The sequence below is a fragment of the Aquimarina sp. AWH4_224 genome (assembly GCF_056160245.1).
Genome location: NZ_JBSWWU010000008.1, coordinates 18,534 through 36,720, shown reverse-complemented (window position 1 = coordinate 36,720; position 18,187 = coordinate 18,534). Strand labels below are relative to the sequence as shown.

Annotated in this window: 17 protein-coding genes; 5 read left to right on the top strand and 12 right to left on the bottom strand. The window is 36.5% G+C overall.

Features of this window, described 5'->3' with window-relative positions; translation table 11 throughout:
• Nucleotides 1–10 precede the first annotated feature (10 nt).
• The 3 genes from ACXAGJ_RS15905 to ACXAGJ_RS15895 all read left to right on the top strand — a co-directional run bounded on the left by ACXAGJ_RS15905 (nt 11) and on the right by ACXAGJ_RS15895 (nt 5,638).
• Nucleotides 11–1,774, top strand: coding sequence for a RagB/SusD family nutrient uptake outer membrane protein (locus ACXAGJ_RS15905; protein ID WP_474841128.1), 1,764 nt, complete (start codon nt 11–13; stop codon nt 1,772–1,774).
• A gap of 78 nt (nt 1,775–1,852) precedes the next feature.
• Nucleotides 1,853–5,158, top strand: coding sequence for a VCBS repeat-containing protein (locus tag ACXAGJ_RS15900; protein WP_474841127.1), 3,306 nt, complete (start codon nt 1,853–1,855; stop codon nt 5,156–5,158).
• A gap of 123 nt (nt 5,159–5,281) precedes the next feature.
• Entirely contained in the window at nt 5,282–5,638 is a 357-nt protein-coding gene (locus tag ACXAGJ_RS15895; protein WP_073314523.1) for a T9SS type A sorting domain-containing protein, read from the top strand.
• A gap of 6 nt (nt 5,639–5,644) precedes the next feature.
• On the opposite strand, the gene ACXAGJ_RS15890 is transcribed toward ACXAGJ_RS15895, so the two are convergent.
• The 11 genes from ACXAGJ_RS15890 to ACXAGJ_RS15840 form a co-directional block, all read right to left on the bottom strand.
• Complete coding sequence (locus tag ACXAGJ_RS15890; RefSeq protein ID WP_474841126.1) at nt 5,645–6,025, bottom strand: c-type cytochrome; 381 nt, start codon at nt 6,023–6,025, stop codon at nt 5,645–5,647.
• Nucleotides 6,026–6,097: 72 nt separating this feature from the next.
• The gene (locus tag ACXAGJ_RS15885) at nt 6,098–6,640 is read right to left on the bottom strand and encodes a hotdog domain-containing protein (RefSeq protein ID WP_473286317.1); all 543 of its coding nucleotides are present in this window, start codon (nt 6,638–6,640) and stop codon (nt 6,098–6,100) included.
• A 6-nt stretch (nt 6,641–6,646) separates the two neighbouring features.
• Entirely contained in the window at nt 6,647–7,015 is a 369-nt protein-coding gene (locus tag ACXAGJ_RS15880) for a 6-phosphogluconate dehydrogenase (protein ID WP_474841125.1), read from the bottom strand.
• Nucleotides 7,016–7,148: 133 nt separating this feature from the next.
• The gene (locus tag ACXAGJ_RS15875; protein WP_474841124.1) at nt 7,149–8,318 is read right to left on the bottom strand and encodes a serine hydrolase domain-containing protein; all 1,170 of its coding nucleotides are present in this window, start codon (nt 8,316–8,318) and stop codon (nt 7,149–7,151) included.
• A 4-nt stretch (nt 8,319–8,322) separates the two neighbouring features.
• Entirely contained in the window at nt 8,323–8,649 is a 327-nt protein-coding gene (locus tag ACXAGJ_RS15870; protein WP_474841123.1) for a hypothetical protein, read from the bottom strand.
• Between the two features lie 10 nt (nt 8,650–8,659).
• On the bottom strand, nt 8,660–10,009 hold the full coding sequence (locus ACXAGJ_RS15865) for a DNA recombination protein RmuC (protein ID WP_474841122.1): 1,350 nt from the start codon (nt 10,007–10,009) through the stop codon (nt 8,660–8,662).
• 92 nt (nt 10,010–10,101) lie between these two features.
• Nucleotides 10,102–10,842, bottom strand: a complete 741-nt coding sequence (locus tag ACXAGJ_RS15860; protein ID WP_474841121.1) for a DUF2927 domain-containing protein — start codon at nt 10,840–10,842, stop codon at nt 10,102–10,104.
• Nucleotides 10,843–10,854: 12 nt separating this feature from the next.
• Complete coding sequence (locus tag ACXAGJ_RS15855) at nt 10,855–11,550, bottom strand: ABC transporter ATP-binding protein (protein WP_342039420.1); 696 nt, start codon at nt 11,548–11,550, stop codon at nt 10,855–10,857.
• Nucleotides 11,551–11,697: 147 nt separating this feature from the next.
• Nucleotides 11,698–14,094 (bottom strand): gliding motility-associated ABC transporter substrate-binding protein GldG, encoded by a 2,397-nt coding sequence (gene gldG, locus ACXAGJ_RS15850; RefSeq protein WP_474841120.1) that lies wholly within the window; start codon nt 14,092–14,094, stop codon nt 11,698–11,700.
• 40 nt (nt 14,095–14,134) lie between these two features.
• Nucleotides 14,135–14,419 (bottom strand): putative quinol monooxygenase, encoded by a 285-nt coding sequence (locus tag ACXAGJ_RS15845; RefSeq protein ID WP_474841119.1) that lies wholly within the window; start codon nt 14,417–14,419, stop codon nt 14,135–14,137.
• A 76-nt stretch (nt 14,420–14,495) separates the two neighbouring features.
• A complete protein-coding gene (locus ACXAGJ_RS15840) occupies nt 14,496–15,326 on the bottom strand; it encodes an SAM hydrolase/SAM-dependent halogenase family protein (RefSeq protein WP_474841118.1) in 831 nt (276 codons plus the stop codon).
• Nucleotides 15,327–15,587: 261 nt separating this feature from the next.
• On the opposite strand from ACXAGJ_RS15840, the gene ACXAGJ_RS15835 reads away from it, so the two are divergent.
• On the top strand, nt 15,588–16,544 hold the full coding sequence (locus ACXAGJ_RS15835; RefSeq protein ID WP_073314501.1) for a PhoH family protein: 957 nt from the start codon (nt 15,588–15,590) through the stop codon (nt 16,542–16,544).
• Nucleotides 16,545–16,597: 53 nt separating this feature from the next.
• Nucleotides 16,598–17,554, top strand: coding sequence for a phosphoribosylaminoimidazolesuccinocarboxamide synthase (locus tag ACXAGJ_RS15830; protein WP_474841117.1), 957 nt, complete (start codon nt 16,598–16,600; stop codon nt 17,552–17,554).
• A 2-nt stretch (nt 17,555–17,556) separates the two neighbouring features.
• On the opposite strand, the gene ACXAGJ_RS15825 is transcribed toward ACXAGJ_RS15830, so the two are convergent.
• Nucleotides 17,557–17,964: a glyoxalase gene (locus tag ACXAGJ_RS15825; protein WP_073314497.1), complete on the bottom strand. Its 408-nt coding sequence runs from the start codon at nt 17,962–17,964 to the stop codon at nt 17,557–17,559.
• Nucleotides 17,965–18,187: the final 223 nt, after the last annotated feature.

The window sequence follows — 18,187 nt, the reverse complement described above, 5'->3', positions numbered from 1 at the left end:
AAAAATAGCAATGATTAAGATATATAAACTTTCGAAAATCAGAACAATCAAAGTAATGACTGTTTTGTTACTTGCTGGTACGATATTCCAGGCTTGTAAAGACGAGTTAGAAATCCCGTTGCAAGGTCAGTTAAGTGAAGATGTAATTGTGTTTGATAGTAGTTGGGTAAGTTCACAATTAACAGCGGCTTATGGAATGTTGGACCTTAATGTTTCAACTTCTGATCCATGGCGATCAGATCCTTCGCACTGGATTTATGGAGAGGTATCTTCGGATAATGCCTACAAAGGTAGTGATCCTGGGGATCAGCCTATTATTGATAATATTGAGGCATATAGAGCTTTAGCTACGGAAAACAGTTATTATGGGTTTTTATGGAATGCTATTTTTGAAGGAGTAGCAAGAAGTAATGAAGCAATCCGAGGTGCTCAAACTGGTTTAGAACGTGGAGAGCTAACTGCTGCTGAAGCTGCTCAGTTTGAAGCAGAAGGTAGATTCCTTAGAGCACATTATCATTTTGAAGCTAAGAAGCTTTGGGGTAAAATTCCTTATATCGATGAAACAGTTACAGAATCACAATCTAATGAAAATGTGGATTCTTGGGCATTGATCGAAGCTGATTTTCAGTATGCTATAGATAACCTTCCTGAAACGTCAAGATTTGTGGGTGCTGCAAATAGCTGGACAGCCACTGCTTATTTGGCTAAGGCCCATATGTACCAATTAGATTATGCTGCGGCAGGTCCAATATTGGATAATGTTATCAATGGAGGTCCGTATAGTCTGACGATGAAATATTCTGATAATTTTAATGCAGCCACCAAAAACTCTAGTGAATCTATATTTGCAGTACAGCATACGGTTAGTGATGGAGCTGCAAATGATGATAATGGTACTTGGGGACAAGCACTTAATTTTCCTCAGGGAGCACCAGTAGGTACTACAGGAGGAGCTTGTTGTGGTTTCTTCCAACCATCACAAAATTTGGTAAATGCCTATAAGACTGATGCTTCTGGATTACCATTATTGGATACATTTAACGATGTTGATGTAACCAATGATGATGGAGTTCCAGCAGAAGATCCTTTTACACCATATACTGGTGAGTTAGATCCAAGATTAGATTGGAAAGTAGGTCGAAGAGGAATAGATTTTAATGGTTGGGGAATTATGCCAGGACAATCCTGGATTCGAAATCCTGCCAATGGAGGACCGTACTTACAAAAAGTTTCGGTATTTAGAGCTAGCCAGTTTAACGATCCTTCTATTGATGCACCAAGTGCATGGGCTCCTGCTGTAAGTGCGATTAATACAAATATTATTCGTTTTGCTGAAATTCTTTTATGGAGAGCAGAGATCATGGCTGCTAATGGTGAGGGAGATCTTGGAGCAGCACTAGTGGATAGAGTAAGAATGCGTGCAGCAAACCCAGAAGATTTTGTAAGAACATTGGATGTAGATGGTAATCCAACCGCAACACCAGCTGCTAATTATGTAATTAGTACTTATGGAACCTTTACTGATCAAGCACAAGCAATACGAGCTGTAGCACACGAGTACAGAATTGAAACTGCACTCGAAGGACATAGATTCTTTGATTTAGTAAGACGCGGCGAAGCCGTAAATACAATTAATACCTACCTTGCTGTTGAAGGCACCAAGCGTACACATCTTAGTGGAGTAACTTTTCCCGGAAGAAGTATTGTATATCCAATTGCACAAAGTGTAATTGATGTGAGTGGTGGTGTTATCATGCAAAACGATGGATATTAAATTGTTTTTAGTTTGAATTGTTTTCTAAAAAACAGTATGTTATGCATACTGTTTTTTTGCTTCTTTAAATAAAAGAAAATGACATTGAGATATTTGAAAATCCTGATTATAGGGCTAATTTTAGGGAGTTGTACAAAAGAAAAAACATCTTTTGATGAGAAAATTTTCGAAAGGTTAACCCCAAAAACAACAGGTATTGAATTTAGTAACATCCTTACGGAGACCGATTCTTTAAACTATTTTACCTACTCATACTTGTATATGGGTGGAGGAGTAGCTGTTGGAGATATCAATAACGATGGGTTAAAAGATTTGTATTTTACAGGAAATCAGGTTGCTAATGCATTATATCTCAATAAAGGAGATCTTACTTTTGAAGATATTACGACAACTGCCGGAGTCTCAGGAGACGACAGATGGTATACAGGGGTTACTATGGTAGATATCAATAATGATGGTTATCTAGATATCTATTGTTCAGTAGGAGGTAAGTTTGAACCAAAATACAATCAATTATTTATCAATAACAAGGATAATACCTTTTCAGAAAAAGCTGAGGAATATGGTATTGCTGATATAGGGAATAGCGTACAGGCTACTTTTTTTGATTACGACAAGGACGGGGATCTGGATCTATATGTAGCCAATTACCCACCTACAAGTTTTAATGCTCCTAATTTCTATTATGCATTCAAAATGCGAACGTTAAAAGATCATGAATCTGATCATTTGTACCGTAACGATGGTGATAAATTTGTAGATGTAACCAAGGAAGCTAATGTGAGGAGTTTTGGGTTAACCCTTAGCGCAACCATTGGAGATTTAAATAATGATAGTTGGCCAGATATTTATGTATCTAACGATTTTAGTACGCCTGATTATTTATACATTAATAATCAGGACGGTACATTTAGAGAAGTCGTAAAAGAAGCTACTTCGCAAACCGCTTTTTTTGGTATGGGAGCAGATATCGCAGATTTCAACAATGATGGAAATCTGGATATTTTTCAGGTGGATATGGATGCGCAATCCAATAGGAGGAAAAAAGCCAACATGGCCAGTATGAATCCTAGTTTGTTTTGGAGTACTGTAAATTCTGGTTTTCATTATCAATACATGCATAACTGTCTACAACAAAACACTGGAATTATTAAAGATGGTGTTCCTCAATTTACGAATGTGTCCAGAATCACAGGAACCTCTTCTACAGATTGGAGTTGGGGACCGTTATTTGCAGATTTCAATAACGACGGTTATAAAGACCTGTTCGTTTCTAACGGAACAAGACGAGAAATAAATAACAACGACTATTTTAAGAAAATAGACCGATTATCAGCCGATAGTGATAGCTTATTACAGAAAAGTCTAAAAATACCTTCGGAAAAAATAGATAATTTCATGTATCGCAATACAGGAGATTACAATTTCGAAATGATCAATAAAGAATGGGGTATTGAATACGAAGGTTTTTCAAACGGAGTGGTCTATGCAGATCTGGATAATGATGGAGATCTGGAAATTGTGACTAATAATATTGACGATCACGCCTCTGTTTTTGAAAATAAAAGCGCACAACTTCATAATTATCTCACGGTTCGATTCAAAGGAGATCAAAATAACATTTTTGGATTAGGAGCTAGAGTATATATCACTGTACCTGATCAAACACAAATGCAGGAATTGACACTTACTCGTGGATTTCAGTCTTCGGTAGCTCCGGAAATGCATTTTGGAATCGGTTCAGAGACTGTAATAGAAGAAGTTAAAGTGGTATGGCCAGACGGTAAATCACAAGATCTTAAAGGAGTTTCTGCAAATCAGATACTTACTTTAGCATATGCAGATGCTGTTCAAAATGACTCTTCAGATGGTGAAAAACAAACATTGTTCTCATCTTTAGCAGAAACCTCATTTCCGGCACACAAACACGAGGAAAACTCGTATGATGATTTTAAAATACAAGTGCTGCTTCCGCATAGAATGTCTCGTTTTGGCCCTGCATTAGCGGTTGGAGATCTTAATAATGATGGATTAGAAGACTATTTTGTAGGAGGAGCTTCTGGAGTTGCAGGAAGTTTGTATTTGCAAGAAGAAACAGGTTTCATAAAGTTAGAAACACATAGTTTTGAAGCGGATAAGAAAAGCGAAGACACTGGAGCCTTATTTTTTGATATAGATCAGGATGGAGATAAGGATTTATATGTGGTAAGTGGTGGATACGAGTTTGCTCCAGATGCAGAACAATTACAAGATCGGATTTATATCAATGATGGTGAAGGGAATTTATCCAAAGCAGAAGAGGGTACCTTACCTCAAATGTTTACCAGTGGATCTCGTGTGTATAACTTGGATTTTGATAAAGACGGACAAGAAGATGTTTTGGTGCTGGGTAGACAGGTGCCATGGCATTACCCAAGCCCTGCTAATAGCTATTTGTTGCGAAATGTGAGTAGCGATGGAGTTCCAAAATTTGAAGATGTTACTCAAAAAATGGCCAAAGAACTAACAGGACTGGGGATGGCCACCAGTGCTGTAGTTACAGATATCGATAATGATGATTGGTCAGACCTGATTATTGTTGGAGAATGGATGCCAGTAAGAGTTTTTAAGAACACGAAAGCAGGATTCGAAGAACAGACGGAACAATTAGGGTTAGGCGATGATACTACTGGTTGGTGGTGGAGTATAGCAGAGGGAGATTTTGATAATGATGGCGATATGGACTATATTTTAGGGAATAATGGACTCAATTATAAATACCAGGCCACCGAAGATGAAACCTTTGATATTTATGTGAATGATTTTGATAAAAATAATTCTTCGGATATCGTGTTGAGCTATTTTAATGACGGGAAACAGTTTCCAGTTAGAGGTAGACAATGCTCCTCTGAGCAAATCCCAGGGATAGAATATAAGTTCAAAGACTACAAAAGTTTCTCTGAAGCTACATTGGTAGAGGTGTATACCAAGAAATCCTTGGATTCTTCTTTGCATTATCAGGTTAAGTCTTTTGCAAGTATTTATATTGAAAATAAAGATGGGACAGAGTTTAAAGTACATGAGCTACCGGTAGAAGCGCAGCTGTCTTCAATTAATCAGGTTTTGGTAAAAGATTTTGATAAAGATGGAAATATGGATGCTGTAATTGCTGGAAACCTATATGCCTCTGAAGTAGAAACCCCTAGAAATGATGCGGGTTATGGTTTGTTCCTAAAAGGAGACGGAATGGGTGGTTTCGATCCCATTTCAGCTTCAGAGAGCGGATTGTTCATTTCTGGAGATGTAAAGGATATGGCTCTTATTTCTAACAAAGAGACCGACTATATCATATCGGCAAAGAATAATGATTACCTTCAATTTGTAGAAGTTAAAACCGAAAATTAAAACCGAACGATGCTTTTCAACAAATCATAATCTTTTGTCAAAGTTTCAAAAGATCTGTTGTTTTATGTGTTTGTTAACGACTTATGTCACTGATTATTAGTAAATTGTAGTAAAAGCAGTCACATGAAAAAAGTATTACTCTATTTTTTGTTATTCGCAGGTATGACCTTGGTATACCCCAACCTTCCTGAAAGCACAAATCCTATCAAGGTAAACAATGAAGTGTTTTCTGTAGAAGTTGCTCCCGCTATTACATCAGGTTTGATTACAATCAAAACCAATTTGGATGTAAAAGGACCTCTCCAGATCAAAATTATGGACAAAGGAGGACTAGTTAGACTAGAGAAAAAGCTGCACTTAGAACGAGATATTGACGTGTCTGGCCTTAGGAAAGGACACTATCTGGTAGAAGTGTACACTGGTAATTATGTTGCTATTGGCAGATTTTATAAAGGACAGGATGCTATAAATAACAAATAAATAGCTCTATCTTTCTAAAAAACCATCAGCTTCCCAGTCTAAGATAACATCAATAGTTTCTTGTGGTAACCTTCCTGCAGGAGGCATTACGTTATTAACACTATTAGAAACCATTCTTAATACTAGATCTCTGTTTACTCCGATAATGGTCTCATCATAATTTCTCATTGGGAAAGGAGCACCTTGAGCCAATGGAATAGTATGACATTCTAAACAGTGTTCATCGATGATCGCCTTTACATCTGCATCATAGGTAGTTATTTTATTTGGATTAGGATTTACATCCGGATCTGGTCCTGCATCTGGATCAGAATCATCACTACCACCGCAACTTGCAAGTACGAGTAATGAGGTGAAAAGTAAAAATTTTGAACATATAGTTTTCATAGCGTGGGGTTTTTCTCTGAAATATACAAAAGATTCAAGAATTACCTATATAACGGGAAATATACAGCTAAATTATAGTTCAATTTTAACGTTATATTCCTTCAGTAATTCCAAATGAGACTCATATTCAAATTCTGAAGCTTTAAAACGCCCTCGTCTTACTTTGGCATCTTCCTTTCTGATAATACTTCTTACAAAACGTCGTACAGCGGTTTTGTTTTCTAGTATCAAACCAGGTACCGCAACACTTTTTCCATCATTGTCTTTGGCCACCATCGTAAAATAACTAGAATTGCAGTGTTTGATTTTACCGGTTTGTATATTTTCAGCTTCAACCCGCACTCCAACCACCATAGAGGTTGTACCAACATGATTTACAGAAGCTTTTAAGGTTACTAGTTCTCCTACTTCTACCGGTTTCAGGAAATCTACTTTATCCACACTCGCCGTTACACAATAGGTTTCAGAATGTTTGGACGCACAAGCAAAGGCAATTTGATCCATTAACGAAAGAATGTAACCCCCGTGTATTTTTCCACTAAAATTAGAATGGGAGGGAAGCATGAGTTCAGAAATTAGTACTCTTGAATCTTTATTGGTTTTATATTTTTTCATAGCAAGTTATTTATTTCTGAAATGTGGAGAGATTTCTTCTACTACGTCTACAATAAAATATTTGGTATCACCCAACCAGGATATGGCTGCAAATCGTTCTTTGTAGGTAAGTTTTACATAACGCCCTTGAAATTTTTGGAGTTTTTTGATCACTTCCTTGTCACTATCTTCTACAGAGAAACTAAAAATTTGCGCTCCTGATATTCCCTGACTGATTTCGCCTTCCCAGGTTTTAAAAACAACACCCTTGTTGCTAAATTTAATAAGCTCGCCACTGCGTGTTCCTTTACTATAAGTGGTATAATATACGGTAGCATACCAACCCGCAAACAGCAGCAAAATAACAGCAATAATTATGACTAGTATTTTTTTCATCTATTGGAAAATTTTTATTTTCTGGTGATAAAACAAATAAAAAATTTCTGCTTAGATCAACCACTTCGTTTTCGCATAAAAAAATTAACTATTTAAGTGAGTAAGCAAAAAATTAATTTTGTTTATACTCATTTCATAGCGCCTGATACACTTTGGTCATAAATTCATCAATTTGACTAGGTTCTAACCATCGGGTTACAACCACCAATTGTTCTTTTTGATCGATAACAATAAAATTTCCTCCAAAACCGGCGGCATAATACAGATGTTCTGGAAGCCCTTCCCAATGGCGAGCTCCTTTTTGATTGAGCCACCACATAAATCCATAGTTCGAATTAGCTTCCGAAGGTTGTATAGCCTCTTTTATCCAGGATGGCGATAGTAATTGTTGACTCTTCCATTTCCCATTGTTCAAAAACAAGAGTCCGAATCTAGCATGATCCAAGGTGTTGATAAAAAGTCCGCCACCAGAATGCCCACCACCACTGACCGATTGCATCTTCAAACCGTCTATAGTGACCCAAGAGTTGTCGTAGCCAAACCACCTCCAGGTAGTTGATGCGCCAATGGGGTCCATAATTTTTTCCTTTAGTACTTGAGGTAAAGGTTTACGCCAAACGTTAAGTAAGGAATATGCCAGTACATTTACGCGTACATCGTTATATTCAAAAACAGTTCCCGGGGTGTTGAGCTTGCGAGATTTCCAGTCGTCTATTCCTCCTTCTCTTGGAGGTCTGTCAGCCCAGTCATACCCTCCCCATAATTGACCTGACCAATCTGAGGATTGTGTTAATAAATGACGCCAGGTAATCGTTTTGTTGTGAACTCCATCAAAAGTTTGATCCCATAGATAAGAGTATGTAAAATCGTCTACAGAAGAGATCAGTTTGGCGTCTACAGCGAGCCCTGCCATGGTAGACAAGTAACTTTTGGTGACACTAAAAGTCATGTCTACTCGCTCAGTATCACCCCATTGTGCTACGATATATCCATCTTTTAGAATTACACCGGCTGGTGTTCCTCTCTTTTTGGTAGGACCAAGAATTTTATGATAAGGTTCTCTTTCAAACCCTTTTAATATCGCTTGTCTTAAATCTTTAGCACCAGAGTATTCGTTAGTCTTGGCAAAATCTATTGCCTCTTGTAGTTTTTGAGTATTGATGCTAAATGATGCAGGTGTTTTTTCTTCCCATTCTCCTCTTTCAGGAAAATACAGTTGTTGTCCCCAGGCAGAGAACATAAAAAAGAAAAGCAATACGCTATTGAAAATACGAGAAATTGGTGTGAGATGGATTGGAATCATAAAATTAGAGTTGTTTTTTGGTGATTCGTCGAACTAAAAGCAGAAAACCAACGGCAAATAGGAGTGAGCTTAAAAAGAAGAACCCTTGTAAAAAATAAGAGAACATTAAATATTTGTCGGATCCCCAGGTAGTAGCATAACCGATCCCAACTCGACTGGTAATAGTTCCTAAAATAGATAATCCACTACCAATTACTAATAAAAGACTATCCGCTTTTGGACCTCTTTTAAAAAGATAATACATGCAAATTACTACTAGAAATAATTGCCCCAAGGAGGTAACTAATCCTAAAAAAATGTAATAGATAATTTCTGATAAACTAGGTCCCATACTAAAAGTTTTATAGATCTGAATCTTCTGTTGCTCTTTTGATAATAGCTTCTGGTAACGCTTTTTTGGCTTTGGCTCCCATTTTCTTTAGTTTTTCGACACTGGTAATAAGATTCCCCCGTCCCTCTACCAATTTATTCATTGCAGAAGAATAGTCCTTTTTGGCATCATCAATTTTTTTGCCTACACCAGTTAGATCCTTTACTAAACCTTCAAACTTATCATACAAGGCCCCAGCTTGTCTGGCGATCTCAATGGCATTACGTTGTTGTTTTTCATTATTCCACATAGTATCTATGGTGCGCAATGTTGCCAGAAGGGTAGAAGGCGTTACGATTACAATATTCTTTTCAAAAGCCTGATTATAGAGTTTGTTATCCTCGTTTATGGCTATTGCAAATGCAGGTTCGATAGGAACAAACATCAAAATAAAATCTGGAGAATCGATATCATAGAGATCCTGATAATTTTTTTCTGAAAGTTGATCCACGTGTCTTTTTAAGGAACCAATATGCTCTTTTAAATGGATAGCTTTTTGGGTGTCGTCTTCTTCATTGGTAAAACGCTCATAAGCAGTTAAAGCTACCTTGGAGTCAATAATCATTTTCTTATTATCAGGGAGATAGATTACTACATCGGGCATTACGCGTTGCCCTTCCTCATTGGTAAAACTTTGTTGCACAAAGTACTCTCTGTCTTTTTCCAGACCGGATTTTTCAAGGACTCTTTCTAGCACCAATTCTCCCCAATTTCCTTGCATTTTACTATCTCCTTTCAGTGCTTTGGTCAAATTGGTAGCTTCTTTACTCATTTGTTCATTAAGATCCTTAAGGCCTAGAATTTGCTGTCGCAGTGCAGCATGATAGTCGATACTTTCCTTATGAGTCTGTTCAACTTTCTTTTCAAAGGTATTGATCTTCTCCTGAAGTGGATTCAGAATATTTTTGATGTTTTCCTTATTCTGTTCTGTAAATTTATTGGACTTTTCGTCGAGAATTTTGTTAGCTAAATTTTCGAATTCTTTGGTGAATTTCTCCTGTAGCTTTTCAACTTCATCCTTTTGTTCTTTATTTTTTAATTGTAAGGCTTCAAACTCTGTATTTCTACGAGTCAATTCAGTATTCAAGAAATCTTTTTCTCTTCGGATACCTTCCCGATCTTGTGTTAGCTCTGCTAATTGTTTTTCGGACGCCTTTTTAAGTTCATCATATTGGTATTGTAGTTGATTGGCACGCTCTTGCACCGTACTACTATCTGTTTTGTACTTCAATGAAGCCACATATTTACCTATAAAGAACCCAACAATAATGGCTGCAACCATTGCCCCAACAGCAATAATGATCGGTGTGTATTCTGTCATCTAATCTTTGAATTTATTGTATTCAAAGATAAAGATTAGAACTAAGAAACGTCGCTTTTGCTATAAGGAAATTGCAAACAACAAATAAGAGTTTACGGAGCGGTTAGTATAGTAATCAATAAGGTTTCTACTGTAGTATCGTCTAATCCAATTTCCATTTCCGGATGATATAGTAATCGGATGAGGTCTGTGTCGATAGTGGCATATTCATTAGTTGTGGTCCATGCCGCTTGAAAGATACTATCCTGATACCTACTGGAATCTCTGGCTAACCCCAAAGATTGTGTAAGTTCTTCTCGCAATAAATGTTTTTGTGCAGCCTCGTCTGCTCTTACAATATCTACATACATATGCCCGCCATTAAGTTCGTTATTTGCGTTCCAGAATAGACTAAAAAGTCCCCAGTTATTGACAACAAATGAAGATTGATCTGGGTAAATCGAAGCATAATCGTTTCCAGATCCAAAGAATATAAAATAATTGGACTCATTTTGATCCTGAACGATTTCTATCATAAATCCATCAGTGGTAAGTGCATTTATTTCCGCTATGATTCGATCTAGTTCATCTCTCAAAGCTGTACTTGGGGCACCGCCTACAAAAACCTTCATATCCGTGTTCCATTTTCGGGTAATTCTACTGGCGTTGCCAAACTCAAATCCTAATGCAACTTCTTTGAAGTAGGTAACCACATCCTTTTGGTAATCCGTTAGGCCGTTCTCATCAGGGTTTTCGATTCCATCAGGTTCTGTAGAATCATCACTAGAACAAGAGGAAAATGTTAAGGTAACAATAAATAGAAGTGCGAAGAGTTTGTAGTAAAATGTTTTCATAGCTTTTTAAGTTTAGTTTCTGACCTTATACCTTCCAGATTTTGAGTCGAAAAGTATTAGGTCCTCGGGGAATAATCCAGAAAAGGCTCTTGCTTGCACCAATTCCTTCGGTCTGCCAAATTCATAGCCATCTTTGTTCATCACGATCATTTTATCACATAATTGAATGGCAAAATCAATTTCGTGAGTAGAAAATAATATGGTTTTTTTGGTTTCAAAGGCCAGTCTTTTCAGCAATTTTAAGATATATGCTTTGTGGTAAATGTCCAGATGCGTTGTGGGTTCATCAAGCATAATAAATGGGGTGTCTTGAGCTATTGCTCTTGCTATTAATGCTTTTTGAAGCTGACCATCACTCAGCTCATAACAACGTTTGGATACCAGATCGTTAATATGGGTAACGTCGATTGCTTTTTTTACTTTTTCTATATCCTCTTCGGTCATTTTACCTACCCAATTAGTATAGGGCTGTCTGCCAAGAGCAACAAGTTCTTGGACCGTGAGGTTTTTGGAAGCAATTTGTTCAGTAAGTACAATACTAAGTTGAGCAGCTAACTCAATCGATTTATAAGAACTGAGTTCTTTTTCGGAGAGGATCACCTTTCCGTGCAAAGGAGATTGTACCTTGGATAATGTTCTTAATAAAGTAGATTTACCGATACCATTTGCGCCTACGAGTCCTACCAGTTCTCCCTCGTATAATTTCAGATTGAGATCTGCAGAAACAACCTTTAATTCGTTTTTGGTTTGATAACCAATAGAAAGGTCTTCCGTTCTTAATACGATATGAAGATTATCGGGGTCGATAGGTTAAATTTTTTGGGTTGCGCTTATCCCAAAGATAGAAAATAGATTTTAACTCGATTTTTGATAGCGTTTCTTTCGCATCCAGGAAAAGAGAAAACCAAATACGCCAAGAGCCAATAGAGGGCAAATAATGTTGATTATTTGCCATAGTGTTTTGTTGGCTACTACCTTTTCTACATCCAGAAAAGGAATTTCAATTTCCTTGCTACGTACTTCTATCAGACCAGAATCATCCAGCAAATAGTTGATCGAATTGAGCAAGAACTCTTTATTACCATATTTTAGATTCATATATGGATCATACCCCAATTCTATAGGTTGTCCTCTTCTGGTTTTGTTGCGAATAACATCTCCATCGCCGATTACAATCATTTTTGTTGGAGCGCTATAATCGATGTGAGTCTCCAGATTAACCGGTTTAATACGATCCTTGTAGGTGGATTTAAACTTTCCTTCCAACAATACAGCCAAATCTTGTGGTCCTTGATTATAGCTGGCGATATCTGGTTTTTTTCTGATGATATCTAGTCTTATTTCTTTAGGAACTCCTTCTATCTTTGATTTATCAGAACTAGTGAGTAAGATCGTTTTTTTAACCTCATTTTTAAGGGTGTCAATCTGATTGGCAAAATCAAACTTAACTGATTCTGTATTTTTTACAATAGGATGATTGTTATTGCTTTTTGTTAGAGAAGCATAAAACCACGGGTAAGGAGTAAATTGTGTATCATTTCCTTGTCCAGAAGCTAATACCAGAGGAGCAGAATACAAATCATTCACAATAACCGGATTTACACGTATACCATAAGAAAATAAAGCATCTCCCAGTCTAAGATCTTGCATTACTGCCACCGCACTACCTTCGGGGTTTATTAGGCTGTCCACTTCCATGGTGACAGACTCTAGCAACCAAAGAGATTTACCTCCTTTCATTATGAACTGATCTAGGACATACTTTTCTTTTTCAGAGAATGCCTCTGTCGGTTTTGCGTTGATGATCATGTCAAACCTTTCCAGGTCATTTAGCGTTTTTTCTGGATCACTAGCTACCGAATCTAAAGTAAAAGCGCCAACAAAATAGTAATCCTGAAGTGTCTTTATAAAGTCTGCAATTTGTATATCGGGTAACTGGCCATTGCCTTTTAACACAGCTATTTTTTGATTTTTGGGATTCAATAACTTCGATAACCCATCAGCAAAAGCATATTCTAATTGTTGTATCGAATTATTAACACGTTCTTCTGATGTGGCTCCAATGGTGTTTTTGATCAAAGGTACCTTTACACTTCTATTCTGATAACTGAGTATCGCCCAGGGCACAACGGTTTCGATCTCTGTCTTCCCGCTTTCTTTTACACTAACCTCCATAGGAGTTAGTCCAAAACGCTGTAGTTCTTCAATCGTTTCGGAACGTAAAATTTCTTCTTCAAAAGGATTGGTGAAAATATATTGAATGTTCGAATTCAAGGCGTTGAATTCTTCTAAAACCTGTGTAGTTTCTTGTTGCAAACGCCTAAATTCTGCAGGAAAATCTCCTTTTAATAAAACATCTATGACTACTGGTGTTTTTGCTTGATAGATTAAATCTTCTGTGGCCGAAGATAAAGTGAAGCGTTGATCTTGGGTAAGATCAAATCTTTTATAGAAGGAGTTTCCAACTACATTAATAAACAATATAGCTCCTAGTCCAATAGCAATAGGTTTGATTTTTTGTTTGAAATCACCTTTGTTAAGCGTAATAATGGTCAAAATTAGAAATAAGACAATAATGCCTAAGAAATAGAAGACATCTCTGGTGTCCAATACTCCTTTGCTAATCCTATCATAATGAAAAGCTAATCCTAACTCCTCTGCACTGAATGAATCTGAATTTAAAAAAGCGTACTGCGCTAATTCACTAAACCCAAAATAACACACAAAGCATAAAAACAACGCAATCAAGAATGCGATAATTTGATTTTTGGTGATCGAGGAAGAGAATATCCCTATAGCAGTATATGTTGCCCCTAGAAGGAGTAATGCAATGTAGGATCCTAATGTACTTCCTATATCCAGATTCCCAGTGGGGTTGCCTAGTTGGTAAATACTTATCACATAGAGGATACTAGGAATAAAGGCGATAAGAATCAGTAAAAAACAACCTAGATATTTACCAACTGCCAGTTTCCATATAGTTAGCGGCTTGGTCATTAATAATTCGAGTGTGCCTTGCCTTTTTTCTTCGGCAATGCTACGCATAGTTACTGCAGGAATCAAAAAAAGCAATATCCAAGGAGCAATTTGGAAAAAAGGAGACAGATCTGCAAAACCACTATCCAGAATATTGTATTGTCCTTTAAAAACCCAAAGAAAAAGTCCATTTAAGATTAAAAAAATACCAACCACCAAATATCCGGCGGCCGAAGAAAAAAAGGTACTTATTTCTTTTCGTACTAATGGTAGCATATGTGCTTAGGTTTATAAATTGAAAGGGTGAACATAAAAATTAAACGGCATCAACACTCCAGGCTTCTGGTCTTTGATTAAATTTGTTTTTTGTATTTGCCCAAACTTCTTTGAATAACGCAGAGTTTCTATAGTTATTGAGATGTTCTTCAGATTCCCAATGGCTATAAGTGAAAAATTGATGCGTATGGTGTATATCTCTTAATAGTTGAAGATGGCTGCACCCTTCAAAATGTCTGATTTTATCTTTATTCTTTTCAAAGTTTTCTAGAAAAGCATCAATTTGATCGGGAACAAAGCCCAATTTTACAATCCGTATTATCATTGTTTTAAATTTCAACCCAAAGGGCAAAGCTACAAAGTTTTATATTCTGTTTTTCTTTAATAAACATTAAAAAAAACTATTCAAAAGTGATACTTACCGTATCTCTGTAATACAAACCAAAAAGGCTTGAAGCTCCTCCTACAGTCTTGGGGTTACTCTTGTAGATGGCAAGCTCCAAATATCCTGACGAATTAAAAATCGCCAGTTTTTTACCGTCTTCTTCCCGTTTACTTTTTTCAATCTCAAAATTTATGGCGTCGCTGTAACGGTTATATACCTTTTGAAAAACTGCGGTTCGCGCAGTTATTTTGAATTTTCTTCCTTTACCTACATCCTCAAATAGTTTGCGAGTTACATTGGTGATCAGGTTGCCGTAGTTATCTATATAGATGATGCTTCCAACAATCTGCTTGTCTCCCACATTTACAATTGGAGTAATCCCTTTGATGGTTTTAATTTCTGAAATAGGTTTCCCTATGACCTCTAGTGTACCACCTCTTGCAATATGGCAAGCGACAGTTACAAAAACATCCAAAACCGGAAAGTTAGAAACAATAGCATCATGAATATTGATTTCAACAATTTTTTCAGGATTAAATTGCGAGGTGATCAAACAAATCAATCCATTATTGGCACAAATAAAATAATGATCATCCAATTTAACCGCAATGTGTTTGTTCTCTGCATGCATCTCACTATCTATACCTACGATATGAATACTACCTTTTGGGAAGCTTTTGTAAGCATTTTGAATGATGTAAGCAGCTTCAGTAATATGAAAAGGAGAAATTTCGTGAGATATATCAACAACATTGGCCTCCGGTAATTCTGAATAGATAGCCCCTTTAACCGCAGACACAAAATGATCTTTGATTCCAAAATCTGTAGTTAAAGTAATAATTGGCATGAACAATAATTGTTAATATCTTTTAATCGTAAGCGCTTAAAAATATGTAAATTTGTTTCGAACTTTAAAAAGGTTTTATCAGAAAGATAAAATGAAAGAAATTAGGGTTTTAGAAGAGCGTATTATCATATACTCTTCGTGTGTAAATTACCATTGATCATTTCATTTTTCCCAATAAAACCAACTTGTTTTTCCGATTGAATTCGAAATAACAAACTTAGTTAATCCTAAAAACAATTCATACTAAAATTCGTATAGCTTTTGAACGAACTTATTATTGAACTTACAGAAATTAACCCGAGAGAATTTTTCGGACTTCAGAATAGCAATATTCAATTGTTAAAAAAATATTTTCCAAAACTGAAAATTGTAGCACGAGGTAGCAAAATGAAGGTGTATGGTGACGAGGACATGTTAGAAGAGTTTGATACTCGTTTGAACATGTTACTGGAACACTTTGGTAAATACAATAAATTAGACGAAAATATAATCGAGCGCGTGCTTACCAGCGAGAGTAAGGCAGATTATGAAACGTCTAAAAATAGTGGAGAAACCTTGGTGCACGGAGTAGGAGGTAAACTGATAAAAGCTCAAACCGCAAACCAGCGTAAATTAGTAGAATGTTCTTATAAAAATGATATGGTTTTTGCCATTGGACCAGCAGGTACCGGAAAAACCTATACGGGAGTTGCTTTGGCGGTAAAAGCACTTAAAGAAAAGCAGGTAAAGCGTATTATCCTTACCAGACCAGCAGTAGAGGCCGGAGAAAACTTAGGTTTCCTGCCAGGAGATTTAAAGGAAAAGCTTGATCCTTACATGCAACCTTTGTATGATGCCTTAAGGGATATGGTTCCTAGTGAAAAATTAAACAGTTTGATCGAAAAAGGAGTTATTCAAATTGCGCCGATGGCATTTATGAGAGGAAGAACCTTGGATAATGCATTTGTAATTTTGGATGAAGCACAAAATACAACACATGCGCAGATGAAGATGTTTTTGACGCGTATGGGTAAAAATGCAAAGTTTATCGTTACCGGAGATCCAGGTCAAATCGATTTACCACGTAGAGTTACTTCTGGACTAAAGGAAGCACTATTGGTTTTGAAAAATATCGAAGGTATCGGGATTATTCACCTCGATGACAAAGATGTGATTCGTCATAAACTGGTGAAAAAGGTAATTGCTGCCTATAAAGAAATAGAAAATAGAAATGGATAATGTAGTCTTTAACTTTGATAAAAGTGAAAAGACTCAACATTAATCAATGATCAATGAATACAATTGTAAGTACAAATTATAACTTTCCTAATCAGAAATCAGTTTATAAAGGAAAAGTAAGAGAAGTATATAATATAGGAGATGAGCTTTTGGTAATGATTGCCACTGATCGTTTATCGGCTTTTGATGTGGTGATGCCTAAAGGAATTCCTTTTAAAGGGCAGATTCTGAATCAGATTGCAACACAAATGATGAAGGCTACCGAAGATTTGGTGCCAAACTGGTTGATTGCTACCCCAGATCCCAATGTTGCCGTAGGTCATCTTTGTGAACCTTTCAAAGTAGAAATGGTGATCAGAGGATACTTGTCTGGTCATGCGGCAAGAGAGTACAAAGCCGGCAAAAGAATGCTTTGTGGGGTTGCTATGCCAGAAGGAATGCAAGAAAATGATAAATTTCCGGAGCCTATTATCACTCCTTCTACAAAAGCGGAGAACGGAGAGCATGATGAAGATATTTCTAGAGAAGAAATTTTGACTCAGGGTATTGTATCCGAAGAGGATTATTTGATTTTGGAAGACTACACTCGTAAACTCTTTCAGAGAGGAACAGAGATTGCAGCACAACGTGGTTTGATTTTGGTAGATACCAAATATGAATTTGGGAAAACCAAAGAGGGAAAGATAGTATTAATTGATGAGATCCATACACCGGATTCTTCACGATACTTCTATGCAGATGGGTATGAAGAATTGCAACAAAAAGGAGAACCTCAGAAACAGCTATCCAAAGAATTTGTGCGTCAATGGTTAATTAGCAATGGATTTCAAGGTAAAGAAGGACAGCAAGTTCCGGAAATGACAGAAGCTTATATACAATCTGTTTCAGATCGATACATAGAGTTGTTCGAGAACATTACCGCTACTTCTTTTGAAAAAGCAGACGTGTCTCAAATAAGACAACGCATAGAGAACAATGTGCTGTCTTATTTAAAGAAGACTACAGTATAAGTCTAAGAGGCCAAAGAATGCTCAAGCAATTGCACATTGTCTTGCAGGCGTTCTTTTACAATATTCATCATACGTTTGTTGAGTGCTGAAGAATTTTGGATATAAATCTGATATTCTTCAACCGTAAATTGGCCTATGATCATTCCTTTTAAACTATTTCTGAATTTCATGTCCTTTTGAATGGCATTTTCAATAAATTCCATTCTTTTTTCGAGCTTTAGCTCGTAGAAGGTGTTTTTCCTTTTTTTGATGTAGTTTTTAAATACTACGATTAATAAATCTCCTTGTAATTTTATAATAGGCCTAATGGTTTTGTTCTGAAACCTCTCGTCATTAGACATATTATCTGATACTCTTGCATTCAGCAATTGCGGACGCATTGCCAATAAATTAGATTCCCTGTTTTCCATAATTAAAGAAGGTTTACTAAAGTTACTCAAATGTTCTATGCAAAATTCAAGTCTGTATTTAGAGTTTTAAACTACTTATAAACAATGTTTATTTTGGTTGTACAGGATGTTTTGTGTGCATTGGTAACTTATAACTTTAATGTTTCCGAAAAGTTAGGAGAACTATAAGTTATTCATAATAATGAGGTTACGCAGAAGTAGAAGGTGCTTAAAAAAGAGCTGA